The organism is Burkholderia sp. BCC1638 (assembly GCF_902833195.1).
Classification (GTDB): domain Bacteria; phylum Pseudomonadota; class Gammaproteobacteria; order Burkholderiales; family Burkholderiaceae; genus Burkholderia; species Burkholderia diffusa.
Map to the genome: position 1 here is coordinate 87,032 of NZ_CADFEC010000017.1, position 25,817 is coordinate 112,848.

The 25,817-nt window shown below is 67.8% G+C and carries 20 protein-coding genes and 1 pseudogene; 15 read left to right on the forward strand and 6 right to left on the reverse strand.

Annotated elements, in window-relative coordinates; genetic code table 11:
- Position 1: 1 nt before the first annotated feature.
- The 4 genes from rbbA to HWX22_RS20280 form a co-directional block, all read right to left on the reverse strand.
- Positions 2 to 2,824 carry a ribosome-associated ATPase/putative transporter RbbA gene (gene rbbA / locus HWX22_RS20265; protein WP_279610117.1) on the reverse strand — a complete coding sequence of 941 codons (2,823 nt, stop codon included), beginning with the start codon at positions 2,822 to 2,824 and terminating at the stop codon, positions 2 to 4.
- On the reverse strand, positions 2,821 to 3,894 hold the full coding sequence (locus tag HWX22_RS20270; RefSeq protein WP_175909030.1) for an HlyD family efflux transporter periplasmic adaptor subunit: 1,074 nt from the start codon (positions 3,892 to 3,894) through the stop codon (positions 2,821 to 2,823). The genes rbbA and HWX22_RS20270 overlap by 4 nt, the downstream gene beginning before the upstream one ends.
- Positions 3,891 to 5,333, reverse strand: a complete 1,443-nt coding sequence (locus HWX22_RS20275) for an efflux transporter outer membrane subunit (protein ID WP_244135257.1) — start codon at positions 5,331 to 5,333, stop codon at positions 3,891 to 3,893. Before HWX22_RS20275 ends, HWX22_RS20270 begins: the two co-directional genes overlap by 4 nt.
- Before the next feature lie 273 nt (positions 5,334 to 5,606).
- Positions 5,607 to 5,795 carry a DUF2964 family protein gene (locus HWX22_RS20280; protein ID WP_059816764.1) on the reverse strand — a complete coding sequence of 63 codons (189 nt, stop codon included), beginning with the start codon at positions 5,793 to 5,795 and terminating at the stop codon, positions 5,607 to 5,609.
- Positions 5,796 to 6,063: 268 nt separating this feature from the next.
- Between HWX22_RS20280 and HWX22_RS20285 the strand changes: the two genes are divergently transcribed.
- Genes HWX22_RS20285 through ftsH form a run of 3 tightly spaced genes read left to right on the forward strand, consistent with a single transcriptional unit; the run spans position 6,064 to position 9,200 of the window.
- Positions 6,064 to 6,711, forward strand: a complete 648-nt coding sequence (locus HWX22_RS20285) for a BON domain-containing protein (protein ID WP_059537371.1) — start codon at positions 6,064 to 6,066, stop codon at positions 6,709 to 6,711.
- 39 nt (positions 6,712 to 6,750) lie between these two features.
- The gene (locus HWX22_RS20290) at positions 6,751 to 7,260 is read left to right on the forward strand and encodes a BCAM0308 family protein (RefSeq protein ID WP_059542048.1); all 510 of its coding nucleotides are present in this window, start codon (positions 6,751 to 6,753) and stop codon (positions 7,258 to 7,260) included.
- A 32-nt stretch (positions 7,261 to 7,292) separates the two neighbouring features.
- The gene (ftsH, locus tag HWX22_RS20295; protein WP_175916253.1) at positions 7,293 to 9,200 is read left to right on the forward strand and encodes an ATP-dependent zinc metalloprotease FtsH; all 1,908 of its coding nucleotides are present in this window, start codon (positions 7,293 to 7,295) and stop codon (positions 9,198 to 9,200) included.
- Between the two features lie 67 nt (positions 9,201 to 9,267).
- Here the strand turns inward: ftsH and HWX22_RS20300 are convergent, their stop codons facing one another.
- A complete protein-coding gene (locus HWX22_RS20300; protein ID WP_175916254.1) occupies positions 9,268 to 11,064 on the reverse strand; it encodes an adenosylcobalamin-dependent ribonucleoside-diphosphate reductase in 1,797 nt (598 codons plus the stop codon).
- Between the two features lie 201 nt (positions 11,065 to 11,265).
- On the opposite strand from HWX22_RS20300, the gene HWX22_RS20305 reads away from it, so the two are divergent.
- From HWX22_RS20305 to HWX22_RS20325, 5 genes are all read left to right on the forward strand, one after another.
- A complete protein-coding gene (locus HWX22_RS20305; RefSeq protein ID WP_175916255.1) occupies positions 11,266 to 12,201 on the forward strand; it encodes a 1-phosphofructokinase family hexose kinase in 936 nt (311 codons plus the stop codon).
- Positions 12,202 to 12,319: 118 nt separating this feature from the next.
- The gene (locus tag HWX22_RS20310) at positions 12,320 to 13,111 is read left to right on the forward strand and encodes a polysaccharide deacetylase family protein (RefSeq protein WP_175916256.1); all 792 of its coding nucleotides are present in this window, start codon (positions 12,320 to 12,322) and stop codon (positions 13,109 to 13,111) included.
- A complete protein-coding gene (locus tag HWX22_RS20315; RefSeq protein ID WP_175909036.1) occupies positions 13,108 to 14,364 on the forward strand; it encodes a putative glycoside hydrolase in 1,257 nt (418 codons plus the stop codon). Before HWX22_RS20310 ends, HWX22_RS20315 begins: the two co-directional genes overlap by 4 nt.
- Before the next feature lie 45 nt (positions 14,365 to 14,409).
- On the forward strand, positions 14,410 to 14,598 hold the full coding sequence (locus HWX22_RS20320) for a hypothetical protein (protein WP_175909037.1): 189 nt from the start codon (positions 14,410 to 14,412) through the stop codon (positions 14,596 to 14,598).
- Between the two features lie 920 nt (positions 14,599 to 15,518).
- On the forward strand, positions 15,519 to 17,540 hold the full coding sequence (locus tag HWX22_RS20325) for a YadA-like family protein (RefSeq protein ID WP_175916257.1): 2,022 nt from the start codon (positions 15,519 to 15,521) through the stop codon (positions 17,538 to 17,540).
- Positions 17,541 to 17,830: 290 nt separating this feature from the next.
- Here the strand turns inward: HWX22_RS20325 and HWX22_RS20330 are convergent.
- A pseudogene (locus HWX22_RS20330) lies at positions 17,831 to 18,301 on the reverse strand (lecithin retinol acyltransferase family protein); the annotation flags it as partial.
- 468 nt (positions 18,302 to 18,769) lie between these two features.
- On the opposite strand from HWX22_RS20330, the gene HWX22_RS20335 reads away from it, so the two are divergent.
- From HWX22_RS20335 to HWX22_RS20365, 7 genes are all read left to right on the forward strand, one after another.
- A complete protein-coding gene (locus HWX22_RS20335) occupies positions 18,770 to 19,231 on the forward strand; it encodes a carboxypeptidase regulatory-like domain-containing protein (RefSeq protein WP_059816744.1) in 462 nt (153 codons plus the stop codon).
- A 142-nt stretch (positions 19,232 to 19,373) separates the two neighbouring features.
- A complete protein-coding gene (locus HWX22_RS20340; protein ID WP_175909039.1) occupies positions 19,374 to 21,752 on the forward strand; it encodes a serine hydrolase in 2,379 nt (792 codons plus the stop codon).
- A gap of 284 nt (positions 21,753 to 22,036) precedes the next feature.
- Positions 22,037 to 22,399: a DUF1924 domain-containing protein gene (locus tag HWX22_RS20345; RefSeq protein ID WP_244135258.1), complete on the forward strand. Its 363-nt coding sequence runs from the start codon at positions 22,037 to 22,039 to the stop codon at positions 22,397 to 22,399.
- A gap of 87 nt (positions 22,400 to 22,486) precedes the next feature.
- The gene (locus HWX22_RS20350) at positions 22,487 to 22,933 is read left to right on the forward strand and encodes a diheme cytochrome c (RefSeq protein WP_244135261.1); all 447 of its coding nucleotides are present in this window, start codon (positions 22,487 to 22,489) and stop codon (positions 22,931 to 22,933) included.
- A complete protein-coding gene (locus HWX22_RS20355) occupies positions 22,899 to 23,636 on the forward strand; it encodes a cytochrome b/b6 domain-containing protein (protein WP_175909041.1) in 738 nt (245 codons plus the stop codon). Before HWX22_RS20350 ends, HWX22_RS20355 begins: the two co-directional genes overlap by 35 nt.
- Before the next feature lie 24 nt (positions 23,637 to 23,660).
- The gene (locus tag HWX22_RS20360) at positions 23,661 to 24,326 is read left to right on the forward strand and encodes a response regulator (RefSeq protein WP_175916258.1); all 666 of its coding nucleotides are present in this window, start codon (positions 23,661 to 23,663) and stop codon (positions 24,324 to 24,326) included.
- A complete protein-coding gene (locus HWX22_RS20365) occupies positions 24,323 to 25,711 on the forward strand; it encodes an ATP-binding protein (RefSeq protein ID WP_175909043.1) in 1,389 nt (462 codons plus the stop codon). Before HWX22_RS20360 ends, HWX22_RS20365 begins: the two co-directional genes overlap by 4 nt.
- Positions 25,712 to 25,817 lie beyond the last annotated feature (106 nt).

The following is a 25,817-nucleotide window of genomic DNA, read 5'->3' on the forward strand; positions in this document are numbered from 1 at the left end:
GTCAGCGCTCCTGCTTGCGCAGCAGCACGCCGGTCATGACCAGGATGACCGGCACGGCCGCGAGCATCGGCCAGAACTGCGACGACAGGTCGGCCGGTCCGAGCGCCTTGTTGTAGACGCCGCGGCTGATCGCGAGCATGTAGGTGGCCGGATAGACGGTGCCGACCCACTTGCCGCTGCCCTCGAGCGACGACAGCGGCGTGAGCAGGCCCGAGAACTGCACGACGGGAATCAGCGTGCCGACGATCGTCATGAAGATCGCGGCGATCTGGCTGCGGGTAAACGTCGACGCGAACAGCCCGATGCCGGTGGCCACGACATTGAATATCAGCACCGCGGCCGCCAGCGTCGCGAAACTGCCCTTGATCCGCACGCCGAACACGACGTCGGCCAGCACGACCATCAGCAGGAAGTTCAGCATCGCCAGCATGACATATGGCGCCTGCTTGCCGAGCAGGAATTCGGCCCGCGTGACGGGCGTCACGTACAGGTTGACGATCGACCCGAGCTCGCGTTCCCGCACGACGGCGAGCGCCGTCAGCATCGCGGGCAGCATCAGCAGCAGCATCGGCATGATCGCCGGAATCATCGCCGGCAGACTCTTGACGTCGGGGTTGTAGCGATAGCGGATCGCGATGTCCACGGCCGGGACGAGCGACACGCCGAGCCGGCGCTTCGCCTGGTCGCGCAGCCAGTTTTCGTGCATGCCGGCCACGTAGCCGCGGATCGTCTCCGCGCGCATCGGCATCGCGCCGTCGACCCATGCGCCGATCTCCACGCGCCGGCCGCGCGCCACGTCGCGCGCGAAACCGGGCGGGATCTCGAGCGCGAGCGACAGCTGGCCGTTGCGCATGCGGCGCTCGATGTCGCGGTCGTCCGCGAGCGGCGCGCGCGGCACGAAATAGCGGGAACCGGCGAGATTCTGCGCATAGTCCTGGCTCAGGATCGACTGATCGCGATCGAGCACCGCGAACGTCAGGTTGTCGACGTCGAGGCTGATCCCGATGCTGATCACGCACATCAGCACGAGCGAGCCGAACAGCGCCAGCGTCGCGCGCAACGGGTCGCGTCGCAGTTCCAGCACTTCGCGCCACAGATAGCTGCCGGCGCGCGCCGGGCTGAACCATGCGGCCGCATGGCCGGCGCCGGCCGCAGCGCTCGGCGCGGCGAGCCAGCCGGCGTCGGAAGGGGCATCAGCCGTCGCGTCGTCCGTATCGCCCGCGTCGTCCGCTTTCTGCGCGTCGGTCAGGTAGCCGATGAACGCGTCCTCGAGCGTGGCCGCACCGCGCAGGCGCACCAGTTCCTCGGGCGCGGCGCTCGCGAGCACACGGCCCGCATGCATCAGCGAGATGCGGTCGCACCGCGCTGCCTCGTTCATGAAGTGCGTCGAAATGAAGATGGTGACGCGATCGTTGCGCGCGAGCTCGATCATCAACCGCCAGAAGTCGTCGCGCGCGACCGGGTCCACGCCCGAGGTCGGCTCGTCCAGGATCAGCAGCTCGGGCTTGTGCACCATCGCCACCGCGAGGGACAGCCGCTGCCGCATGCCGAGCGGCAGGCGCTCGGGCAGCGCGTCGAGGGCGTCCGCGAGCCCGAAGCGCTCGACCATTTCGGTCGCGCGTGCGGGCACATCCGGTTCCGGTACGCCGAACAGGCGCGCGTGCAGCACGAGGTTCTGCCGGACGGTCAGTTCGCCGTAGAGCGAAAACCCTTGCGACATGTAGCCGACGCGTCTGCGCGTGTCGATGTCGTTCGCGGCGATCGGCCGGCCGAACAGCGTCGCCGTGCCTTCCGACGCGGGCAGCAGGCCGGTGAGCATCTTCATGGTCGTCGACTTGCCGCAGCCGTTGGAGCCGAGAAAGCCGAAGATCTCGCCACGTCGGATCTGCAGGCTCACGTGGTCGACCGCGACGAAATCGCCGAACCGCATCGTCAGCGCGTCGGCCTCGATCGCGTAGCCGGCCGCCGGATCGGGCTGGAACGGTGCGATCACGACCGGCTGGTGTCCGCGCCGGCGGGCCTCCGGCAGCAACGAGATGAACGCCGCTTCCAGCGTGGCGCAACCGGTGCGTTCGAGCAGCTCGCCGGGGCTGCCGGTCGCCAGCACGCGGCCCGCGTCCATCGCGATCAGCCGGTCGAATCGCCGGGCCTCGTCCATGTACGCGGTGGCGACCAGCACGCTCATCGCCGGGCGGGCGGCGCGAATGCGTCCGATCAGGTCCCAGAACTGCGCGCGCGACAGCGGATCGACGCCGGTCGTCGGTTCGTCCAGGATCAGCAGGTCGGGGTCGTGGATCAGCGCGCAGCACAGGCCGAGCTTCTGCTTCATGCCGCCGGACAGCTTGCCGGCCGGGCGATCCAGGAACGGCTGCAGGCCGGTGCTGTGCGTCAGCGCGTCGATCCGGCGGCGGCGCTCCGCAGCATCGTGGCCGAACAGTCTCGCGAAGAACTGCAGGTTTTCCTCGACCGACAGCGTCGCGTACAGGTTCCGGCCGAGGCCTTGCGGCATGTAGGCGATGCGCCGGCATACGCGCGCGCGATGGCGACGCGACGACAGGTCGCCGTCGAGCGTCCATACGCGGCCCTGCTGGATCGCGCGCGCGCCGGACACGAGCGCGAGCAGGCTCGACTTGCCAACGCCGTCCGGCCCGATCAGCCCGATCATGCGGCCGGCGGGGATGTCGAGGGTCACGTCGTCGAGCGCGTACTTGTTGCCGTAGCGCAGCGAGACGCCCGACAGCCGGGCGACCATGCGCGGATCGCCCGACACCGGCGAACCGTCGATCGATCCGGCATCGGTCTCGACGGGCGTCGTCGCATTCATTGCGGCACCCTGATCGCGAGGCGATCCGGCCAGGCCGCGTGCGGGTCGGTCTTCAGCCAGGCGACGCCCGGCAAGCCGGTCTTCACGAGTTTCAGGTGGCGCTGTAACAGATCTCGATCGATGCGCGCCTTGACCCGGAACATCAGCTTCTGCCGCTCGGTGGCCGTCTCGACCGTCTTCGGCGTGAACTGCGCGGTGCTCGACACATACGACACGCGTGCGGGAATCACGTATTCCGGTGCCGCATCGAGCACGATCCGCACGTCGGCGCCGAGCGGCACCCGGCCGACGACCGCTTCGGGCAGGAAGAACGTCATGTAGACATCGGACAGGTCGACGACGTTGAGCACCTTGCCGCCCGCCGGCAGGACTTCGCCCGATTCGGCAATCCGGTACTGGACGCGCCCGTCGCGCGGCGACGTCAGTTCGCTGTCCGAGATGTCGGCCCGCACGCGCGCCACGGTCGCCTGCGCGGCCGTCACGGCCGAGCGCGCCGCGACGAGCTGGGCCCGCGTTGCGTCGACGGCGGCCTGGGCCGCTTCCACCTGGGCGCGCGCGGCATTCACGGTCGCGCGCAGGCTGCCGGCGCGCGCGCGATCGTCGTCCAACTCCTGCATCGACGACGCACCGTCGCGCGACAGCGTTTCGGACCGCGCGAGCCGCCGCGTGGCCGCGTCCAGCTCGCTTTCCCGTTGCACGACGACGGCCGCGGCCGCCGCCTTGTCGCTGCGGCGCTGCGCGACCTGCGCGTCGATGCTCGCCGCGGTGTTCACCGCCTGTTGCTCCCGCGCCTGTGCCTCGTCGAGCTGCGCCTGCAGGACGACGACGTCCATGCGTGCGAGCGGCTGGCCGGCCGTCACGAAGTCGCCTTCGTCGACGAGCATGGCGGTCACGCGCCCCGGCAGCTTGGTCGCGACGTCGATTTCGGTCGCCTCGATGCGGCCGTTGCCGCTGACGAGCCCCGCATCCGCCTGGCCGTCGCGCCAGCGCGTCCACCCGTAGTACGCGAGGCCGATCGCGAGCACGGCCGCACCGACACCGATCAGAAGAGGGCGCGGGATGGTTTTCATGGTGTGTTGTCCGAGTCTGTCGAAAGGGGAGCCGTTGCCGCGGCAGTCTTGCCGGTGTCGATCACGCCGCCGCCGAGCGCGCCGTACAGCGCGACGCGGCTCGACAGCAGCGCACGACGTGTCATGACCAATTGCTGCTCGGCGTTCATCAGGTCCCGTTGCGCATCGAGCACTTCGAGGAAGCGGGTTGCCCCGCTGTCGTAGCGCAGCTTCGCGAGGCGTGCCCGCTCGGCCTGCGACGCCAGCGTGGCGCGCTCGATGGCGACCTGGTCGGCGAGCCAGTGGCGCGCCGCGAGCGCATCGGACACGTCGCGGAACGCGCGCTGCAGCGTCTTCTCGTACTGCGCGAGCGCCTCGTCGCGTTGCGCATGCGAGAGCGCGAGATTCGACCGGTTGCGGCCGCCGTCGACGAGCGGCAGCGTGACGTTGGGAATCACCGACCACACGCCCGTGCCGGACGACAGCAGGTCATGCAGCGCGGTGCTGCCCGAGCCGATCGCGCTCGTCAATGCGATGCGCGGGAAGAATGCCGCGCGCGCCGCGCCGATGTTCGCGCGGGTCGCCTGCAGCTCATGCTCCGCCGCGATCACGTCCGGACGCCGGGTCAGCAGCGACGAAGGCAGGCCGGGGGCGAGCGACGGCAGCACCGCGCCGTCGTCGAGCGCGAGCGGCGTGGCGGCCAGCGCCGGCGGCGCACCGACGAGCAACGCCAGCGCATCGGCCGCCGTCGAGCGGGCTTGCTGCAACTGGACGCCGAGCGATTCCGCCTGCTGGAGCAGGATTTCCGATTGCGTCAGGTCGAGGCGCGAGATCGCGCCGGCCGCGTGACGAAGCCGGAAAATCCGCAGCGATTCGCGGCGTGTGTCGATCGTCGCGCGGGTCAGCGCGATGCGTTCGTCGATCTCGCACAGGGTCAGATAGGCATCGGCTACGCCGGTGACGACACTCAACGTCACCGCCTGCCGCGCCGCGTCGCTCGCGAGGTAGCGCTGGAGCGCCGCCGCTTTCAGGTTGCGCACGCGGCCCCAGAAATCGATCTCCCATTGCGTCTCGGCCAGCTGCACTTCGTAAATCTGGCCGATGACGGGCGTCGGAGTGAGGAAACCGCCCGGCGTGCGAAACCGCGCATACGCGGCGCCCGCACCGATCGTCGGCCATTGATCCGCGCTGCGGATGCCGTAGACCGCGCGCGCCTGCTCGACGCGTGCCACCGCCGCGCGCAGATCCCGGTTGTTGGCGAGCGCCTGCCCGATCAACGCGCGCAGGCGTGCGTCGACGAAGTAGGCCTGCCACTCGGGCACGGGTGCCGCCGGTGTCGCGTCGGCGGAGGGATCCGGAAAGGATGCGGGAATCGGTGCGGCGGGACGCTCGTCCGGCGGCGCAAGCGACAGGCAGCCCGACAGCAGCACCATGCCCGCCGCGAGCGCGACGGCACGCATGCGCCGCACGACGGCAGGATGAAAGCGAACGGGAGGCGCGGCAGCGCGCATGGGATGCCTCGTCGAATACGGAAATGCGGGAATACGGGATGGCGCCGCCCGCCAGGCGTCGCCGCTTCGGATTCACTTATATCCGACGATTACAGGGTTTCCCCTTGATCTGTATCACTCGGGCGGGAATGCGTTTCGAGCGGCCCCTCGCTTGACGCGCGTGTCGCAGCGTGCCTCGGCCGGGCTCGTGACGGCGTGCCGGACCGAACCACGCAAGGCCCGTCACGGCCGGTCGCCCGGCCCGGGATTGAGCAGCACGACGAACGCGAGGATGCTGGAGATCAACGTGACGATCGAGTACCTGAACACCTCCTCGTCGAACAGCATCCCGTGAACGATGCCGACCAGCGACGCAATCGCGATGAACACGCTGAGCGTCGCGAGCACGATGCGGTACTGCTTCTGGATCATGACGGTCTCCCGGAAAGCGGTGGACGTCGACGGTCGTACGAATGCGAAACGTCGCGGTTGCCGCGGTTTTCACGACGTCTGCCGATTCATGATCGCGTCGCGCGTGGTCGCACGGTTGATCTGCGTCAACAGACAAAATCGGCCATCGCCGGCCCGCCTTTGATTGATCCTCGTCAAGCCGCCGGCGCGGCCGTGCGCGATGCTGAACTGGGTGCCGCACGCATCGCTCGCCAGCTTTGCGGCCGGCACGGGCCGACGGGAGACCGACATGAAGTCCGATGCAGTACTCAAGCAGGATGTCGAGCAGGCGTTGTTCTGGAATCCGGCGATCGATGCGCGCCGGATCGACGTCGAGGTCCGCGACCGGATCGTGACGTTGCGCGGCACGGTCGACAGCTGGGCCCAGAAGCTCGAGGCGCAGAAAACGGCACTCCACGTCGCCGATGCGCGCGCGCTGGTGCTCGAACTGAATGTCGCGCCGCCGGAGAACGCGTGCGCGGACCAGGAACTGGCGATCGCGATCACGTTCGCGCTCGGATGGCAGGAGGCGTTGCGCGATCACAAGATCGGCGTCGAGGTCGATCACGGCTGCGTGACGCTCGACGGCGAAGTCGATCATGCGTATCAGAGCCGCGCGGCGGAAGCGATGGTGAGCCGGATGATCGGCGTCGTCGGCGTGGCGAACCGCATCCGGGTGCGCGCCGACCATACGGTGCCGGACGTCGGCGCCCGGATCGCCGAGGCGCTTGCGCGCCGCGCGCAGCGCGAAACCGCGGGAATCTCGATCGACGCCACCGACGGCATCGTCACGCTGACGGGCACGGTCGCGTCGCTGGCCGAACGGCGCGCCGCATGCGGCGCGGCGGGGTCGGTGAGGGGCGTCAGGCAGGTCGTCGACCGGCTGACCGTTGCCTGACCGGCTTGCACGTGCTGTCTACTACCAGGAGAAACAGCGATGAACCGTCCGCATACCGGCCCCGGCCGAAACCATCTGCGCCGCGACAAGCGCATGCAGCCGCATACGAAAGACAGTTACCGTGATCCGAAGCGGCCGACGGGCGACCGCATCTGCGAAGGCTGCGGCGCGGTCTGCGAAGCGGGCCGCTGGACCTGGTCCGCGACCGCGCTCGACCGGCGCCAGCTCGAATGCCCAGCCTGCAAGCGCATGCGGGAAAACGTGCCAGCGGGCGAGCTGGTGTTGCGCGGCGAGTATCTGCGCGCGCACCGCTCGACGATTCTCGAGCTGCTCGAGCGTCAGGCCGATCTGGAGACGAGCGAGCACGCGCTCGAACGCATCATGGACATCGAGAAATCCGCCGATTCGCTGATCGTTCGAACGACGGGCGTGCATATGGTCCGTCGCCTCGGCGAAGCGTTGCTGCATGCACACCACGGCGATCTCGCGATCAACTATCGCGACGGCGAGGACGTGCTGCGAGCGCACTGGAAGCGCGACGACGCGTGAGCGGCGGCGGTCCGCCGGGCAGGTTCGATCCCATGAAAAAATCATTCGACTACTCCGGGTTGCTGATCCCGATCGCGTTCGCCGTGCTGGTCGCGGTTCAACTGCTGGCGCGCCAGCCGGCGGCGACGTCGATTTCCTACAGCGATTTTCACCACCTGGTGGACGCACGGCTCGTCGACGATCTCGAGATCGGCCAAACGTCGATCTCGGGCACGCTGCGCATGCCGCAGGCCGGCGCCGCGCTGCCCGCGTCCGACGCGGCCGAGGTGAAGGAGATCGGCCCGCCGTGGCGCTTCACGACGAACCGGGTGAGCGACGAAGGCCTGGTCGCCGCGCTGACGGCCGCCGGAATTCGCTACCGCGGCGCGACGGATACGGGCTGGATCGGGACGCTCGCGTCCTGGATCTTCCCGTTGATCGGCTTCGTCGTGATCTGGAGTTTCATGATGCGACGGCCGGGCGGGATGCGGGACCTGAGCGGCATGGGCAAAAGCCGCGCCCGCGTGTACATGCAGAAGGAAACCGGCATCACGTTCGACGATATCGCGGGCATCGACGAGGCGAAGGCCGAGTTGCAGCAGATCGTCGCGTTCCTGCGCAACCCCGAACGCTACCAGCGGCTCGGCGGCAAGATCCCGAAGGGCGTGCTGATCGTCGGTGCGCCCGGCACCGGCAAGACGCTGCTGGCGCGTGCGGTCGCCGGCGAGGCCGCGGTGCCGTTCTTCACGATCAGCGGCTCGGCGTTTGTCGAGATGTTCGTCGGCGTCGGCGCGGCGCGTGTGCGCGATCTCTTCGAGCAGGCGCAGCAGAGCGCGCCGTGCATCGTGTTCATCGACGAACTCGATGCGCTCGGCAAGGCGCGCGGCGTCGGCCTGATGTCGGGCAACGACGAGCGCGAGCAGACGCTCAACCAGTTGCTCGTCGAGATGGACGGCTTTCAGGCCAATTCGGGCGTCATCATCATGGCCGCGACCAACCGGCCGGAGATCCTGGATCCCGCGCTGCTGCGCCCCGGGCGTTTCGACCGTCACATCGCGATCGACCGGCCGGACCTGACCGGACGCAAGCAGATCCTGGCCGTGCATACGAAGCGCGTGAAGCTCGCGCCGGAAGTCGATCTGGCCGAGCTGGCGCAGCGCACGCCGGGCTTCGTCGGCGCCGATCTCGCGAACGTCGTCAACGAAGCCGCGTTGCATGCGGCCGAACTGGGCAAGCCCGCGATCGGGATGGCCGATTTCGACGAAGCCATCGATCGCGCGATGACCGGCATGGAGCGCAAGAGCCGCGTGATGAACGAACAGGAAAAGCGGACCATCGCTTACCACGAATCGGGTCACGCGCTCGTCGCGCAAAGCCGCGCGCACTGCGACCCCGTGAAGAAGGTGTCGATCATCCCGCGCGGAATCGCGGCGCTCGGTTACACGCAGCAGGTGCCGACCGAGGATCGCTACGTGCTGCGCAGGAGCGAATTGCTCGACCGGCTCGACGTGTTGCTCGGCGGGCGGGTGGCCGAGGAAATCGCGTTCGGCGACGTGTCGACGGGCGCGCAGAACGATCTCGAACGCGCGACCGCGCTGGCGCGCCACATGGTGATGCAGTACGGGATGAGCGAGAAGGTCGGCCTCGCGACGCTCGACGACGGTGCACGCCAGGGCGGGGCGCCAGGTGTGTGGACGCCGGGCGACGGTCACTGCAGCGAGCACACGGCGCAGTTGATCGACGAAGAGGTGCGCGCGCTGCTCGAGGATGCGCATGCGCGGGTCACGGCGACGCTCGGCGCGCACCGCGATGCGCTTGAACGGATCGCGTGCAGCTTGCTGCAACACGAATCGATCGATCACGACATGCTGGTGGCGCTCATCGCGCCGCCGGACGATGCCGGCGACACACCCCGGCCGGCGGAAGCCGACTCGGAAACGGCCACGGGCGTCTCCGCCTGAAGAAACGACGCCAGAAGCAACGACCGGCGCGATCGCGCCGGCCGCCAGCCGTCGCCCATCGCATCGTTCAACAGCCGATGCAGACCGGGCCGTCGCGCCGCGCGCGCGCCGCGTCATCGGTCACGACCGACGCGAGCCGCGGATCCGGCCGAAAAACCGTGATGCCCTTGAGCCCGTCGCGCCACGCCTGGAAGAACAACGCGTCGACCGCCGCGAGCGAACACTGGCCGGGCATCGTCACGGTCTTCGAGATGCCGGCGTCGACGCACGGCTGCAGCGCCGCAAGCATCGCGACATGATCCGCCGGCGCGATTTCCGCGGCCGTGACGAAATAGCCCGGCAGCTTGACGGTCTCGCCATGCAGCGCGCGGAACAGCCGGTAAGCGTGATTCTCCGCCCGAAACGGCCGGACCTGCCCGTCGGCGGTGCGGACCATGCGACGCTGCGTCCAGCCGACGGCCGGCTCGATCCCGTTCGAACAGTTGTCGCAGAACGCGAGGCTCACGCTGCCGGCCGGTGCGAACGACAGCAGATGGCTGTTGCGCAGCCCGTGCCGCGCGATCGCGTGATGCACCTTCAGCGGCAACAGCGTGCGAGACGCGGGGCCGGTCAGATAGGCGGCCGGGTCGTAGGCCGGAAACACGCCGCGCTCGGCGGCAAGCGCGGCCGATGCGGCAAACGCATGCTCGCGCATCGTCAGCACGATCCCGCGTGCGAGCGTGCGTGCTTCCGCGCTGTCGTAGCGCAGCCGCAGCATCGTCAGCGCGTCGGCCAGCCCGGTCACGCCGACCCCGATGCGCCGTGTCCGCCGCGCCTCGTGCTCGTGCGCGGCGAGCGGCCACGCGGTCAGGTCGAGCACGTTGTCGAGCATGCGGACCTGGATGCGCACCGCGTCGGCGAGCGCCGCGAAATCGAAGCGCGGCTTCCCGTCGACGCCGAACGGGTAAAGAACGAACCGCGACAGGTCGATCGGCCCGAGCACGCAGCTGCCGTACGGCGGCAGCGGTTGTTCGCCACACGGGTTCGTCGCGTCGATTCGCTCGTGTTCGCGCAGCGGATTCGCGTCGCGGATCGTGTCGAGGAACAGCAGGCCGGGTTCGGCGCTGTCGCGCGCGGCGTTGACGATCTCGTGCCAGAGCGTGCGGGCCGGCACCGTCGCGTAAAGGTAACGTCCGTCCGGCCGCCGGGGCGTTGCGGCGGAAGCGGAGCCGGGCGGCGCATGATGAACGAGCGCCCACGGCAGGTCGTGCCGGACCGCCTCCATGAACGCGTCCGTGACGCCGACCGACAGGTTGAACGTCGGCCAGCGCGAGCGCCCGCGCTTCGCCGCGACGAACGCGACGAGGTCCGGATGATCGCAGCGCAGCACGCCCATTTGTGCGCCCCGGCGCGGGCCGGTAAACGGCAGCGCCCGGCACATCGCGTCGAAGCGGTCGATCGCCGCGCAAGCGCCGCGTCCGGATGACAGGTGCCGTTCGTAAGCGTCGGCGGGCGGCACCGGCGAGAAGTCATAGCCGATTCCGCCGCCCATCAGCAGCGTGACCCGTGCATCGTCGAGCGCCTGCGCGAGCGCCGTGTCGACGGCCTGCACGGGGGTGTCGACCGGAATCGCGAGCGGATGGACGAAGCAATTGATCATCGTGCCGCCGTTGTCCGCGCCGGCATTCGCGAGGATGCGGCCCGCGCCGATCGCGCCACGCTGCAGGTTCACGAAGAACGCACGCTCCACCTGCGCACGGCGCTCGGCCGGCTCGGCGAGCGACAGCGCACGGGCGACGCGATGGAAGACGGCCGCGCGAGACGTTTCGCCGGGTTGCGCATAGCGTTCGGTGAACACGGTGGTGCAAAGCGGCTGCTCATCCATGGCGGGGCTCGGCAACGATGAATGATTCACTGTAAGAGCCTGCCCGAACGTGTCGTTGATCGAGCGCAACCGGGCACCTTCGCGACATCGCTTGACGGCGGTCAACGCCGCGACCGGCGTCGAACGTAAGGTGGAGCCACGGCCGGCACGCGGCGGTTGCCGCGAATCGCCGCGCCAGCCATCGACTGCGAATCACGCACCATGACCGATATCGTTACCGTTACCTTGAATCCGGCCGTCGATGTCGCGACGTCCGTCGAGCACATCGTCGATACGCACAAGCTGCGCTGCGCACGGCCGCGGCGCGACCCCGGCGGCGGCGGGATCAACGTCGCCCGAACCATTCACCGCCTCGGGGGCGACTGCGTCGCGCTGTACCTGGCCGGCGGGCCGACCGGCGACGTGTTGACGCTGCTGCTCGAAGCCGAGGGCCTGCCGGCGGTGCGCATCCGGATCGCCGGCGAGACGCGCGAGAACGTCTGCGTGACCGAGACCGCGACCGGGCGCGAATACCGGTTCCTGATGCCGGGGCCGATGGTCTCGGAGGCCGAGTGGCGCGACTGCGCAGCCCGCATCGACGCGATGCAACCGGTGCCGCGCTATCTCGTGCTGAGCGGCAGCCTGCCGCCCGGCGCGCCCGACGACCTGTATGCGACGCTCGCGCGGACCGCCCGTGCAAGGGGCAGCCGGGTGGTCGTCGATGCGGCAGGCAGGGCGCTGCAAGCGGCCCTCGAGGCCGGCGTTCATCTCGTGAAGCCCAGTCTCGGCGAACTGAGCGCGCTGGCCGGCGAACCGCTCGACGACACGTCGGCATGCCGGAAGGCCAGCGAACTCGTGGCGCGAGGACAAGCCGACATCGTCGCATTGACGCTCGGCGCGCGCGGCGCATGGGTCGTCACGCGCGACGGCGCGCTGCGCCTGCCCGGCAGGCCGGCAGCGGTATGCAGCACGGTCGGCGCCGGCGACAGTTTCGTCGGCGGCATGGTCTGGGCGCTGGCGCGCGGCGTGCCGTTCGACGAAGCGTGCCGCTATGCGCTGGCGGCATCGGCCGCGTCGGTCGAGCACCCTGGGACCGCGCTATGCACGCGCGACGACGTCGAGCGGATTCATGCCGAACTGGTTGCGCAGGCAAGCTGACGACCACGCGGCGTGACGCGCGTACGATCGCGTCGACGCACGATCGATCGTTGATCTGGCTCAGCGGTTTTCGTGCCGCGATCGAGAAAAATGGGGCAGCCATTCCACGAGACCCGCCATGGCCTTTCGCCTGATCGCCTGCCTGCTCCTGTTGTCGTGTATGCCGCCGGCTTCGTCCGCCGACGTCGCGACCGTCGATTCGCCATCGCAGCGTGTGCTGATCCTGGTCTACCACCGGTTCGCCGCCGCGCAACTGGATTCGATGACGGTCCGTACCGAGACGTTCCGCCACCAGCTGCAGGCGATCGAGGCGAACGGCTACCGCATCGTGCCGCTCGCCGACGTCGTGCGCTGGCATGGCGGCCAGGCCGATGCCGTGCCGGCGCGCGCGGTCGCGATCACCGTCGACGACGGTCATCGCTCCGTCTACGACGTGCTGCGCCCGTTGCTGGTCGCCCATCCGATGCCGGTCACGCTGTTCATCTATCCGTCGGCCATCTCCAACGCCAGCTATGCGATGACATGGGACCAGTTGCGCACGCTCGGGCAGTCCGGCGGCGTCGACATCGAGTCCCACACGTACTGGCATCCGAATTTCCGCACCGAACGCGCCCGACTCACGCCGGACGACTACCTGCGCTTCGTGTCGTTCCAGTTGAGCCGGTCGCGCGAACGGCTCGAATCCGAAACCGGCCAGCCGGTCCGGATGCTGGCCTGGCCGTTCGGCGTCCATGATGCGCAGACCGACCAGCTGGCCGCTCGCGAGGGCTACGTGGCGGCCTTCACGCTCGATGCGCGCCCCGTTCGTGTCACCGACCCGGCCATGGCGCTGCCGCGCTATCTGATGACGGACGCCTGCGACACACGATGCATGAATGGATTGTTGAGAACCGCCGGGGGGAAGCCGTGATTGCACGTCTGATCGTCTGTCTGCTCGTGTCGCTCGCCGGATTCGCCGCCCGGGCGGCGCCCGTCACGATCACCGTCGTCGATGCGACGAACGGGCACCCGCTCGCCGGCGCGATCGGCCACGCGGCGGGTGCGAACCGGACCGCGGATCGCGACGGCGCGTTTTCAATCGAGATCGACGCGGCGGGTGCACGCCTGAGCGTGCGTGCGCCGGGCTACGCGCGAACCGAAGTCACGCTGGCACCCGCCGCCGGCGCACAGACGATCCGCATGACACCGGTGCGGCCGAAAGCCGTCTATCTGTCCGCTTACGGCGTCGCGGACCGCACGCTGCGCGAGGCGGCGCTGTCCCTCCAGGACAAGACGGCAATCAACGCGCTCGTCATCGACGTGAAGGGAGACAGCGGCGTGACGCCGTATCGCAGCCTGGCGCGTGAGATCTCCGGCGCCGCGAACAATGTCGCCGGCGCCATCGTTCGTCCGCCCGATCTGCCGGACCTGTTGCGGACGTTCCACGCGCGCGGCCTTTACCTGATCGCGCGCATCGTCGTGTTCAAGGACGACCCGCTGGCTCGCGCGCATCCCGAGTGGGCCGTGCGCGATGCGGCCGGCGAGATCTGGCAGGACCGCGAGCATCAGCGCTGGATCGACCCGACGTCGCACGCGGCCTGGCAACACAATTACGACGTCGCCGAAGAGGCGGCACGCATGGGTTTCGACGAAATCCAGTTCGACTACCTGCGTTTTCCCGACGCCAACGGCCTCCGGTTCGCCGAGGCGAATACCGAGGCGAACCGGGTCGCGGCGATCTCGGGATTCCTGACCGGCGCGCGGGAACGGCTGCGTCCGTACAACCTCTACGTGTCGGCCGACATCTTCGGGTACGTCTGCTGGAACACCGACGACACCGCGATCGGACAGCGGCTCGACGCGCTCGGACCGGTTGTCGACTACGTGTCGCCGATGCTGTATCCGTCCGGCTTCACGTGGGGCCTGCCCGGTTGCCGGAAGCCGACCGAGCATCCGGGCGAGATCGTTTCGCGGTCGCTGGCCGAGGCGAAGCGCCGGACCGGAATGGACGGGGTCCGGTTTCGGCCGTGGCTCCAGGCGTTTCGCGACTATGCGTTCGACCACCGGCCGTTCGATGCCGACGAGATCCGCGCGCAGGTCGACGCGGCCGATGCGGCGGGCACGGACGGCTGGATGCTGTGGAACCCGCGCAATCGCTACGATCCTGCCGATTTGCCGCGCTGAGCGGCAGGTGCGGACCGGCGAGAACATGTAGGCGTCCGATCGATCATGCCGTGGAATGACGAGCGTTATCCGCCTTCGATGCGGAATCTGCCGCCGCCGGTTCGCGGCAAGGCGATCGAGATTGCCAACGCGCTGCTGCGTCAGGGGCGCACCGAGGGCAGCGCGATCCGCATCGCGATTGCGCAGGCGAAACGGTGGGGGCGTGCGCATGCCGTTTTTCGTGGCTGCGGGTGAGGTGTCGTGTTCGAATCGTGTCGAATACACGCGTCTTCAGGGCACTCGCTTCTGCTGATGCGATGGCCTGTTCTCCGCTGTCGCTTGCGATACCCGATCAATCTCTGAAAAGTCGGGCTCGCCTTCGAGATACCGGACGCAGCGCCATGCTCGCGCCGGCACACCCTCCATTTAGGACGATTCTTATATTCGCGGACTCGCCATCTCATCAGAATTGCCGGATGAGCGATGCGTTGCAGGTCAACGGTATCCGATCGACGTTGATGAATTGGCAGAGATATGCCCGTGCTTCACGGACGATTTGATCCTTTACTGCTGCGTCAAGTTGGTGACGTCATGGCAGTTTGATCGATATAGGGCATGAAGTGAATCTCATGTCGACATCCTGGCATCGAGTGGTTTCACGCGTGGCTCATCTCATGCAGCGAGCAATGCGAAATCATTGTTCGTCTCGACGGCAAGCAACGATCCATTGGCCTTGCTCGGCGAGCTTCGGAATTCCAGAGCGGAATGGTTCCGTGCCGATGTGACGTCGAAAATCGATTGTTCACACGATTTGTCACGAGCGGATTTGTATTGATAAATCCGAAGGTATGAATCGGATATCGCTCGGATGACGATCGGGGTTACTCCGTTCCGTCTCAGCGAGGCGATCGGCGCCATGCGGATCAGATCCGCAATTCGGACAACCGAATGATGCAGCGAGTTCGTAGCGCGATCACGCTCGATTCTCGGCGCACGATGTAATTCCATCCGGTCATGCACAGCCACCTCGATTGCTCGACTCGTACGCGAAGCGGGTCGCGATTGGTGCTGCCGAAGCAGCGGACCCGGACCCGGACGCGGAACAGCTCGATCGATGTATATCAAGCCAGGCTACGGCATCGCGCTTAACCCAGAAAACTGAAAGGAACAAAGCCTTGAACAAGACCTACCGAAGCATTTGGAACACCGCGACCAACACGTGGACGGCAGTGGCCGAAACGGCGAAGTCGCATTCGCAAGGAGCGTCGCGCGCGACGCGGACAGCCATGATTGCGATCGCACTGGGCGGCGTCACGATGGGCGACGCGATGGCGGACGCGTGCACGACGAGCGACGGATCGCCCGGCACCGTCGATGCGGCGGGAACATGCAAACCGGCAGGATCGGACCAAGGTGGTATCCGTGCGCAGGTCGGACCGAGGGCTGCGATCGACGACACGTACCTCCAGGTTCACGGCACGACGACAGCCGCGAAGGGCGAAGGAAGTCGTTCAATCGCGATCGGCGATGGCGCGATTGCGCGCGCAACCGGCACTGATGGCGGCCAGACCAACATCGCTATTGGAGCGAAAGCAAATACGTCGGGTGGTTTCGGGCAAATCGCTTTTGGTGATGGCGCGTCTGTAACGGAACAGGGCGCCGGTGGAGCCATTGCAATCGGTCGGGGTACCACGACGTCAGCGCGAGGCGTGGCACTGGGCGATGGTGCCGAAATGAGTGGGCAATACAGCGTCGCGCTGGGTGATCGTTCTGTCGCGAGCGAAGAATATACCGTTTCCGTGGGTTCGAAGACTGTGAAACGACGCATTACGAACCTGGCCAAAGGTACGGCGGATACCGACGCCGTGAACGTCGGCCAGATGAACGCCGGCCTGTCAACGACGACCACCGCGATTGCTGACGTCAAAACGGGACTGTCGACGACCAATACCCAGATAACTGCAATCGATGGCCGCACGACGGCCAACGAGGCAAGCATCAAGCAGCTCGACGGCGACATGACGACCGCGAAAAACAACATCGCGATGCAAACGTCTGATATCTCGACCATCAACAACCGACTGGAAAACCTGTCGAGCGGCACGACCGGCCTCGTCCAGCAGGCCAAGGCGGGTGCCGATCTCACGGTTGGCGCGAAAACCGACGGTGCTGCGGTGAACTTCGCAGGCACCGGCGGCACACGCACGCTGTCGGGCATCGCAAACGGCGTGAACGACGACGAAGCGGTGACGATCGCGCAGCTCCGCGCAACCGGCCTGATCGATTACACCGGCAAGGAAGTCGGTGCCGTCACCTACGACAGCGGCCTGTCGTTCGACCGCGTGACTTTTGCCGGCGCGCTCGGCACGACACTGCGGGGCGTCGCGGCCGGCGAGGTCAGCGCCAACAGCATGGAGGCCATCAACGGCAGCCAGCTCTTCGGGTTGCAAGAGCAGTTCGCGAAGCAGTTCGGGGAGCTGAGTGTCCGTGTCGACGACTTGTCTGATCGCGTCACCGATCGCGAGAACACCCCCGGCACGGGCGGCCCAGGCACAGGTGGCCCAGGCACGGGTGGCCCAGGCACGGGTGGCGACGGGTCGACCGTCAACGGCATGGGTTCGAGCGCATCGGGTGAAAACAGCTCGGCCATGGGACAGGGTTCGACCGCATCCGGCGGGAACGGCACTGCCGTCGGTCAGGGTTCGGTCGCATCCGGCGAAAACAGCACGGTCATCGGCCAGGGCTCGACGGCTACTGGCAGCGGCTCGGTCGCTCTCGGCCAGGGTTCGGTCGCGAATCGCGACAACACGGTGTCGGTTGGCTCGGTCGGCAACGAGCGCCAGATCACGAACGTCGCCGATGGCACGGCGCCAACCGACGCAATCAACAAACGCCAGCTCGATGGCGCAATGCAGTCGATCGACCAGCGCTTCGGGGATACGAACCGGATGATCAACGACGTGGCGAAGAATGCATACGCCGGTATTGCAGCCGCGATGGCGATGCCGAACATGACGCCGTCGCAGCCGGGCAAGACGGTGGTCGCGGTCGGCGCCGCAAACTTCAAGAATGGCTCGGCCGTCGCGGCCGGCGCCACTTACCGGTCGCGCAACGGCAATTGGCTGATGAATGGCGCGGTGTCGATCACGTCGGTGGGCGATGCGGGCGTGCGTGCCCAGGTCGGCTACGAGTTCTGATCAGCCAGCCTCGCGAGTCGGGATTCAACCGGCGCGATCGGCGCGTGATGATGTCTGTTGCGCCCGGTCGCACCGTTGCCGTGCTGGCGAGGAAATCGCGTCACAATTCAACGCATTCATCAGGGAAGCGGCTCGATTGGCTGTGTCAAGTCCTGGAATAGGTTGACAGTATTCAGACGCTAGAACGCCCGATGCACCGCATCGGGCGTTTTGTATTCCAGGGCGGCGTGTGGCCGCTCATGGTTGTCGATGTGCACGGACTGCTAGACCATACACCGCACCGGGCATTCGCGCCCGGTCATTTCCGGATGCAATCGCGCGACCAGAACGCACGCCATCAGCATGACGGCCACCGCGATGCCGTGCATCGGGTTGCGCAGACACGACGCGACCTGCTCGCTCCTCCCCACACCGAACAAGCACCACAGGCAGAAATGCTCGCAGTTGTTCGTGAGCAGCCGATATTGGCATTCGCCAAGGCGCGAAGCCGCGCGGCGCGCTGCTTCCGTTCCATCGTACAGCGCGCTCGCGTGGCGAATGATCGCGAGCCCGAAACCGGCACGGAAGCCGTCCAGCGTGACGATCTCGACCGGACCACCGCTCGCATGGCGCGACCATCCCGCGTAGTGAATCACGTTGCCATTGCCGATGTAGATCCCGTGATGCAGATAGCCGGGGCGGCGGGTCACGAGGTGGGCACCGACCGGCGGTTCGCCATCCAGCATGGCGTCGTCGGCGTGCGCTGCGGTCGGATCAATCATCGCCAGCTCCTCGGTTCTGCGGCGGCGGGGCGGAAGAGCCGCGCGCCGGCCGCGATACACGTTGCGTCCTGTCACGTCTCCAGTATTGGCAGTGGAGCCGCGCGGAACAATCAGCGTGGCCTGAGCTTGCTGTCCGACGTCGGGCCGCCGTGTCGGAAATTTCCGACGGGCCGTGCAATATCGGCTGACAGCCGCAACGGACGATTGCGCCGCCCGGATCCCGCTCCCCCCGTGTTTTCAGGCGTGCCGCGGCGCTCGGGCAGATGGGGCGCGATGACTGTCTCGCGGGGTCCGTCCGGCTTCGTTCGGTTTCGACAGGCGCGCACTTGACTTGAGTCAACGGGAAATCGACGTTCCGCGCGACGCTGGCATCGTCGTCGACGCGAATGCGCGACGTCACCGCACGCAGCCCGTTCCGCGACCGGACGGGCGGGGTCGCGGCCGTGCGGCTCAATCAGGAGAGTGAAGATGTGGACCGGAACCGTGAAGATGCTGCTGGCAGCCTGCCTGCTGAACATCGGTGCGAACGCGCTGGCTGACCCGTCGACCGAGCCGGTCGTGCACAACGGTGTCGCTTACATCACAGGCGGAATCGGCCAGGACGAGGTCACTGCATTTCGCGATGTCGCGCCTCGCTACAACCTGCGGATCACGTTCGCATCGAAGCGGGGCCAGTATCTTTCCGATGTCGATGTCACGCTGTCGTCCGGCAAGTCGACGATTCTCGACGCGCACACGAACGGCCCGTTCCTGTTTGCGCGAGTGCCGCCGGGGCGATATACCGTGTCCGCGCACGACAGGGCCGTTCAGGAAGTCCGGCACGTCGTCGTACCGGCGCGGGGCGCGGTCGATGTGCGCTTCTACTGGCACGACCCGGACCGGCACGGCGCGATACGTCTGTGCGCCGATTGTTCCGCATCGCCGCAGTAACCGGCACACTGGTCGCGCGTTCGTTCAGGACCGGCGTGGCTGGAGAACAGACGATGCCTCGGCCGATCGCGGATCCTGACGCCATCGCCGTGGCAGGCCTCCGCGCGCAGCTCGACTCAATCGATGCGGCCAGCACGAAGAAATGAACGCAGTGAAACAGGCTCGATCGCGACGATCCCGCTGCGCTGCCGCGCTGACCGGCGCGCTGCTGTTCACGCTTGCGTCAGCCGGTGCGCGCGCGGAATCCGATACGGCCGTGGCGCAGCAGCAGACCACCGCGATCGACGAGGCGATCGCGGCCGAGATCGCCGACGGCCATCTTGCCGGCGCCGTGGTCGTGACGGGCGACGCGGACGGCGTGCGCGTGCGCGTCGCGCGCGGCCTGCGCGTGACGGGCGAGCACGCCGAGGCGATGACGGCCGATACCGTCTTCGATCTTGCTTCGCTGACCAAGCCGGTGGCGACGGCGGTCGCGATCATGCAGCTCGCGGAGCGCGGCATGCTGCGCCTCGATGCGCCGGCCGCGCGTTACTGGCCCGCGTTCGGCGCGCACGGCAAGGCCGGCATCACGATCCGCCAGTTGCTCGCGCATGTATCGGGGCTGCCGGCCGGCGTGTCTTCGTCCCGCGCGCTGCGCAGCCGCGCCGCCGTGCTGGCCGACATCGTCGCGATGCCCCCCGGCACACCGGCCGGCACGCAGGTGCGCTACAGCGACGTCAACTACGTGGTGCTTGGCGAGATCGTCGAGCGCGTGTCGCACCGGCCGCTCGACGCGTGGTGCGCCCCACATGTGTTCGCGCCGCTCGGGATGGCGAGCACCGCGTTCCGGCCACCGGCGTCGCTGTTCGCGCGCGTGGCGCCCACCACCGTTCGCGATGGCCGTCTGCTGCGCGGGAGCGTCCACGATCCCGTCGCGGCCGCGATGGGTGGCGTTGCCGGCAATGCGGGCCTGTTCGCGAGTGCGGACGACCTGGCGCGCTTCGCGCGCATGCTGCTGAACGGCGGCGCGCTCGGCCCGGTGCGCGTGCTGGCGCGCCGCAGCGTCGCCGTGCTCGAAACGCCCGCCACGCTCGACGCGGAAGGCGACCTGCACACGCCCGGCTGGGCGGTCGGGCCGCCGCTCGTCGCGAACCGCTACCGGCTGCCGCCGCTCGGCGCGCTGCAACACCTCGGCTACACGGGCACGGCGCTGTGGATCGATCCCGTGACGCGCCGCTTCGCGATCGTGCTCACCAGCCGGCTGTATCCCGACGAAACCGGCACGGCGATGCCACTGCGCTCGCTCGTGCTCGGCATCGTGTCGAGCGAGGCCGCGCCCGTGACGTCGTCGCGGATTGCGACGCGCGTGCCTGCGATGGCGGCGGCCGTCGCGCAAGCCGCCCGGTTGCCGGTATCGCGCGGGCCGGTGCTGGCCGGCATCGACGTGCTCGCGGCGAGCGGCTTCGCGGCCGTCGCGGGCAAGCGCATTGCGCTCGTCACGAACCGCAGCGGCTTCGACCGGCTCGGCCGGCGCACGGTCGACCTGCTCGCGCAGGCGCCGGGCGCGCGGCTCGTCGCGCTGTTCGCGCCCGAGCACGGGCTCGGCACCGACGTCGACGAGACATTCGGCGACACGCTTGACGCCGCGACCGGCGTGGTCGTTCACAGTCTCTACGGCGATCGACGCCGGATCGCGCCCGCGCTGCTCGCCGATGTCGACGTGCTGGTGCTCGACCTGCAGGACGCAGGCGTACGCTTCTTCACGTATCTGGCCACCCTCGGCTACGCGCTTGAGGCCGGTGCTGCCGCGCATCGCCCGGTGCTCGTGCTCGACCGCCCGGACCCGCTGGGCGGCGATGTGTTCGGCGGCCCCTTGGCCGATGCCGGACCGGCCACGTTCACCGGTTATTACCCGTTACCGCTTCAGCCCGGCATGACGCTCGGCGAACTGGCGCGACTGTTCAACGACCGCCTGCATATCGGCGCGGCGCTGACCGTGGTGCCGATGGCGAATTACGTGCGCGCGATGCGCTTCGGCGATACCGGGCTCGGCCGGGTGCCGCCATCGCCGAACCTGCGCGACGGCGCCGCGTTGTCGCTGTATCCGGAGACGGGGCTCATCGAGGGCGCAGCGATTAGTGTCGGGCGCGGCACCGCGACACCGTTCGGCGTGGTCGGCGCGCCGTGGATCGACGCGCGCATCCTCGCGGACGATCTTCGCGCGATGCGGCTGGACGCGACGTTCTCGCCGGTTCGCTTCGTGCCCACGGAGGGGCCGTATCGCGGCAGGGTGTGCGAAGGGGTGCGCATCGACCGGCCGCCCGGCGCGGCGCGGCCGGGCGAAATCGGGCTGGCACTCGCACTGGCGCTGCACCGGCGTTATCCGGCGAAGTTCCGGATCGATGCGATCCGAGCATCGGTCGGTTCGCGCGAGGTGGCGGACATGCTGGAGGCAGGGCGGTCGCTCGATGAGATAGAACGGGTCGTCGATGCACAAAATGCCGCGTTCGCGCGCGAGCGGGCGGCGTTTTTGTTGTACTGAGCGCGTACCGCGCGCGGACGACCGCGCGAATCATTCGTCCGATGCGTTCTCCTTCCCCGACTGGCTTGATTTGAGTCAAGCGTAAGCAACCGGGCGGCGTGATCCTGATTGCGAGCGCAACGGCATCCGTGCACGGCCTCTCAATGGCACGCCCACAATCGAACGCCAGGCCCTTAAGAATGCGGTAAGGAACCGGCCCGAACATGAACGCATCGCCCAGGAGAAACACGATGCGGATATCCCGTTCCGTTCGCACGCTTTGTTACCCGTGCCTTGCTGTATCGATGCTGATTGCCACCATTGCGTGCGCGCGCGCCGAAACGCCTGCCCGCCTGCTGGACGGTTATACGGCGAAGGCAGGCACGAGCGCCGCGCCGTCGCGGGGACAGCAGTTCTTCACGTCGCGGCATGGACGCGACTGGAGTTGCGCGAGCTGTCATGGAAGCACGCCGACCGGCCCGGGCCGGCACGTCGTTACCGGCAAGACCATCGAGCCGCTTGCGCCCGCGTTCAATCCCGCGCGGTTCACGGACGAGGCGCGGACCGAAAAATGGTTCCGCCGAAACTGCAAGGACGTCGTCGGGCGCGAATGCTCGGCAGCCGAGAAGGCGGATGTCCTGAGCTGGCTCATGACCTTGAAACCCTGACGACGAACGATCATGACCAACTTTGACACGACAACCTCTCCGCGCAGGATCGTTCCGCCGCGATATGTAGTGGCAGGCGCGCTCACGATGCTGTTGACGTCGCTGCTGCCGCGCGCGGCACTGGCCGAGGACGAAATGCAGGGCCTCGCGGTTCCGTTGCTCCCCAAGTACAAGCAGGAGTGCGCGACCTGCCATGTCGCCTATCCGCCCGGGGCGCTGCCCGCCGAGTCGTGGCGCCGCATCCTGAACGGTCTCGATCGCCACTTCGGCACCGATGCGACGCTGGACCCGACAACCATCGGGCAACTGGAAACCTGGCTGACAGCACACGCGGCGACGGGCGCCGCGGCTCGCCGTCCGCCGGAAGACCGGATTACCCGGTCGGCGTGGTTCATCGCCACGCACGACGAGATTCCCGCGTCCGTGTGGCGCAGCCCCGCAGTGAAGCGGCCGTCGAATTGCGCCGCATGTCATACGCAAGCAGACAAAGGAAATTTCGATGAACGATTCGTCCGCATCCCGAGCTCACGGTGAACCGGAGCGCTCGCGTCCCGCACGGATACTGGTCTGGGATGCTCCGCTTCGTGCATTCCACTGGCTGACGGTTGTTGCCTTTGCCGGTGCGTGGCTGACCGCCGAGAGCGAGCGGTGGCGGTTGATGCATGTCGCGTTCGGGTACACGATGCTGGCACTCGTCGCGTTTCGCGTCGTATGGGGTGTGGCCGGCACGCGTCATGCGCGGTTCTCGTCGTTCGTACGTTCGCCGGCGGCCGTTTTCCGCTACGTGCTGAGCCTTGTGAAAGGCAGGCCGGAACACCATGTCGGCCACAATCCGGCCGGCGCGGTCGCGATCGTCGCCATGCTGGCGATGACGGTCGTCACCGGGATAACGGGCTGGGCGGCCTACACGGGAAACGGCGAATCGTTCGGTGATCTTCATGAAGGCGCGGCGAACGCGATGCTCGCGCTTGTGGCGGTGCATGTCGCCGCCGTGCTCGTCAGCAGCGTCGTGCATCGGGAGAATCTCGCCGGGGCGATGGTAACCGGCTACAAGAGCGGTGCGCCGATCGACGGCATCCGGCGTGCCTGGTGGGGGATTGCCGTCATCATGACGGCGGCGGTGATTGGCTGGTGGTGGACGCAATGGCATGCGGCGCCGCAGCCCGTTCAAGCAGACCGGCCCGTCGTGACGGACACTGGCCACCCCGCGAACGGGGCGGGCCGGGATGACGATTGACGGCCAAGGACGGAGTGCTCGATCGTGCGCATCCTGCTCGTGGAAGACGACGTCCTGCTCGGCGACGGGATCCGCGCCGGATTGCGCCAGCAAGGATTCCAGGTCGACTGGGTGCGCGACGGCGACGCGGCCCAGCGCGAGTTGCGCGCGCATGCTCATGCCGCGGCGGTCCTCGATCTCGGGTTGCCGCTCGTGGATGGCATGGATGTCCTGCAGCGCATTCGTCGCGACGGCATCGCGTTGCCGATCCTGATTCTGACCGCGCGCGATGCCGTGCCCGACCGCATCAGGGCGCTCGACGTGGGAGCCGACGACTACGTGATCAAGCCCGTTGACCTGTACGAGCTCGGCGCGCGCCTGAGAGCGCTGGTCCGGCGCGCCCACGGCCGGCCGACGGAGCGACTCCAGGCGCAGGACGTCGAACTGGAACCCGCGTCGCGAACCGCGCGCCGCGCCGGCGTGGCCGTCGCGCTGTCCACGCGCGAGTTCGATCTGCTGCACATCCTGATGCTGAATGCCGGCCGGGTCCTGTCGCGCGAGCAGATCGAGCAGTATCTGTACAGTTGGGGGCAGGAGGTGGAGAGCAATGCCGTCGAGGTGCACATACATCGCTTGCGTGCGAAGCTCGGCAGCGATCTGATCCGGACTGTGCGCGGCGTGGGTTACGTGCTGCTGCGGGACAGTGCATGAAAGCCGTGCTGCCCGCGCGCTCGCTGCATGGCCGGCTGCTGACGCTCGTGCCGGCCGTGGTCCTCGGTGTCTGGCTATCGACGTTGATGCTGACCTGGCTCGATGCGCAACGCGAGATCGACCGATTGCTCGACGGCCATCTCGCGCAAGCGGCGGCACTGCTCGTCGCGCAGCAAGCACGCGGGCCGGATGACGACGACAATGCGGTCGACGCGCCGATCCTCCATCCATACGGGCCCCGCGTGGCCTTCCAGGTGTTTCATGAAGGCCGGCTCGGCCTGCATTCCGAAAACGCGCCGTCCAGGCCGATGGTGGCGCCCGAGCTGACCGGGCGCGACCGGGCTTCCGGATTCTGGACCGTCGTGATCGACGGGAATGCGTGGCGGGTATTCGTCGTGCATGGCGCGCGCGGCGACGTTCAGGTGTTCGTGGGCGAACGGATCGATTCACGCAAATCGATCCTGGGTGCCGTCATGCGCAGCGCATTCTGGCCGATGGCGGCTGCGTTGCCATTGCTGGTGCTGGGCATCGGCTGGGCGGTTCGCCGAGGCACGGCACCGCTGCGCGATTTCGGGCGAGCGCTCGCGAAGCGGAATCCGCAGGCGCTCGACACGATCCGGCTGGAGCGGACGCCGCTTGAGATGCGGCCGATGCTGGATGCGCTGAACCGCCTGTTCGAGCGGATTCGTGCCGTGATGGATGCGGAGCGCCGATTCACTGCCGATGCCGCGCATGAGTTGCGCACGCCGATCGCGGCCGTGAAGGCACAGGCGCAGGTTGCAATGGCCGAGCACAATGACGAGCGACGCCGGCACGCGTTGCGCGGTGTTCTCGAAGGGTGTGATCGAGCGGCGCGTCTGGTGGAGCAGCTCCTGTTGCTTTCACGTCTCGATGCAGGCGCACTGGCGGATCGCGCGCCGGTAGACGTATCGGCCCTGGCGAAAGGAGTGGTCGCGGAGGCCGCGCCACAGTCGATCGGGAAACAGCAGAAGCTCGAACTCGATGCGCCATCGCCATGTGTCGTCGGCGGCAACGAAGCCTTGCTCGCGGCAATGGTGCGCAATCTGGTCGACAACGCGATCCGCTACAGCCCGCCGCTGGCGCGCATCACCGTTTCGGTCGGCCAACGGGACCGGCGCACCGTGCTCCGTGTCGAAGACAGCGGGCCGGGCATCGACGACGACGATCTGCGCAGACTGGGCGAACGCTTCTTTCGGCCGGCCGGCACCCGACCGAGCGGGAGCGGCCTCGGCTGGTCGATCGTGCGGCGAATCGCTGCGGCGCACGAGGCCGACATCCAGGTGGATCGATCGCCCGCGTTTGGCGGACTGCGCGTAGCCATTTCGTGGCCGGCTGCCGATGAAGCCGGTGCGGCCAGGTGCTAGTCGATCATGCACGTCACCGATCAGACTGCACGAGCTCGATGCGTGGCCGGAGGTCACGCGAGCGGTCAATCGTGGCCGGAATGGCGTGTTCGTGTCCGAACACGCC

What these genes read in the sequence shown, in the direction of transcription:
- HWX22_RS20335 (WP_059816744.1), top strand. Translation starts at nt 18,770, where the DNA reads ATGTGGACCGGAACCGTGAAGATGCTGCTGGCAGCCTGCCTGCTGAAC.
- HWX22_RS20310 (WP_175916256.1), top strand. Translation starts at nt 12,320, where the DNA reads ATGGCCTTTCGCCTGATCGCCTGCCTGCTCCTGTTGTCGTGTATGCCG.
- HWX22_RS20320 (WP_175909037.1), top strand. Translation starts at nt 14,410, where the DNA reads ATGCCGTGGAATGACGAGCGTTATCCGCCTTCGATGCGGAATCTGCCG.
- HWX22_RS20270 (WP_175909030.1), bottom strand. Translation starts at nt 3,894, where the DNA reads ATGAAAACCATCCCGCGCCCTCTTCTGATCGGTGTCGGTGCGGCCGTG.
- HWX22_RS20285 (WP_059537371.1), top strand. Translation starts at nt 6,064, where the DNA reads ATGAAGTCCGATGCAGTACTCAAGCAGGATGTCGAGCAGGCGTTGTTC.
- HWX22_RS20350 (WP_244135261.1), top strand. Translation starts at nt 22,487, where the DNA reads ATGCTGTTGACGTCGCTGCTGCCGCGCGCGGCACTGGCCGAGGACGAA.
- HWX22_RS20365 (WP_175909043.1), top strand. Translation starts at nt 24,323, where the DNA reads ATGAAAGCCGTGCTGCCCGCGCGCTCGCTGCATGGCCGGCTGCTGACG.
- ftsH (WP_175916253.1), top strand. Translation starts at nt 7,293, where the DNA reads ATGAAAAAATCATTCGACTACTCCGGGTTGCTGATCCCGATCGCGTTC.
- HWX22_RS20275 (WP_244135257.1), bottom strand. Translation starts at nt 5,333, where the DNA reads ATGCGTGCCGTCGCGCTCGCGGCGGGCATGGTGCTGCTGTCGGGCTGC.
- HWX22_RS20305 (WP_175916255.1), top strand. Translation starts at nt 11,266, where the DNA reads ATGACCGATATCGTTACCGTTACCTTGAATCCGGCCGTCGATGTCGCG.
- HWX22_RS20300 (WP_175916254.1), bottom strand. Translation starts at nt 11,064, where the DNA reads ATGGATGAGCAGCCGCTTTGCACCACCGTGTTCACCGAACGCTATGCG.
- HWX22_RS20290 (WP_059542048.1), top strand. Translation starts at nt 6,751, where the DNA reads ATGAACCGTCCGCATACCGGCCCCGGCCGAAACCATCTGCGCCGCGAC.
- HWX22_RS20355 (WP_175909041.1), top strand. Translation starts at nt 22,899, where the DNA reads ATGAACGATTCGTCCGCATCCCGAGCTCACGGTGAACCGGAGCGCTCG.
- rbbA (WP_279610117.1), bottom strand. Translation starts at nt 2,824, where the DNA reads ATGAATGCGACGACGCCCGTCGAGACCGATGCCGGATCGATCGACGGT.
- HWX22_RS20345 (WP_244135258.1), top strand. Translation starts at nt 22,037, where the DNA reads ATGCTGATTGCCACCATTGCGTGCGCGCGCGCCGAAACGCCTGCCCGC.
- HWX22_RS20340 (WP_175909039.1), top strand. Translation starts at nt 19,374, where the DNA reads ATGAACGCAGTGAAACAGGCTCGATCGCGACGATCCCGCTGCGCTGCC.
- HWX22_RS20280 (WP_059816764.1), bottom strand. Translation starts at nt 5,795, where the DNA reads ATGATCCAGAAGCAGTACCGCATCGTGCTCGCGACGCTCAGCGTGTTC.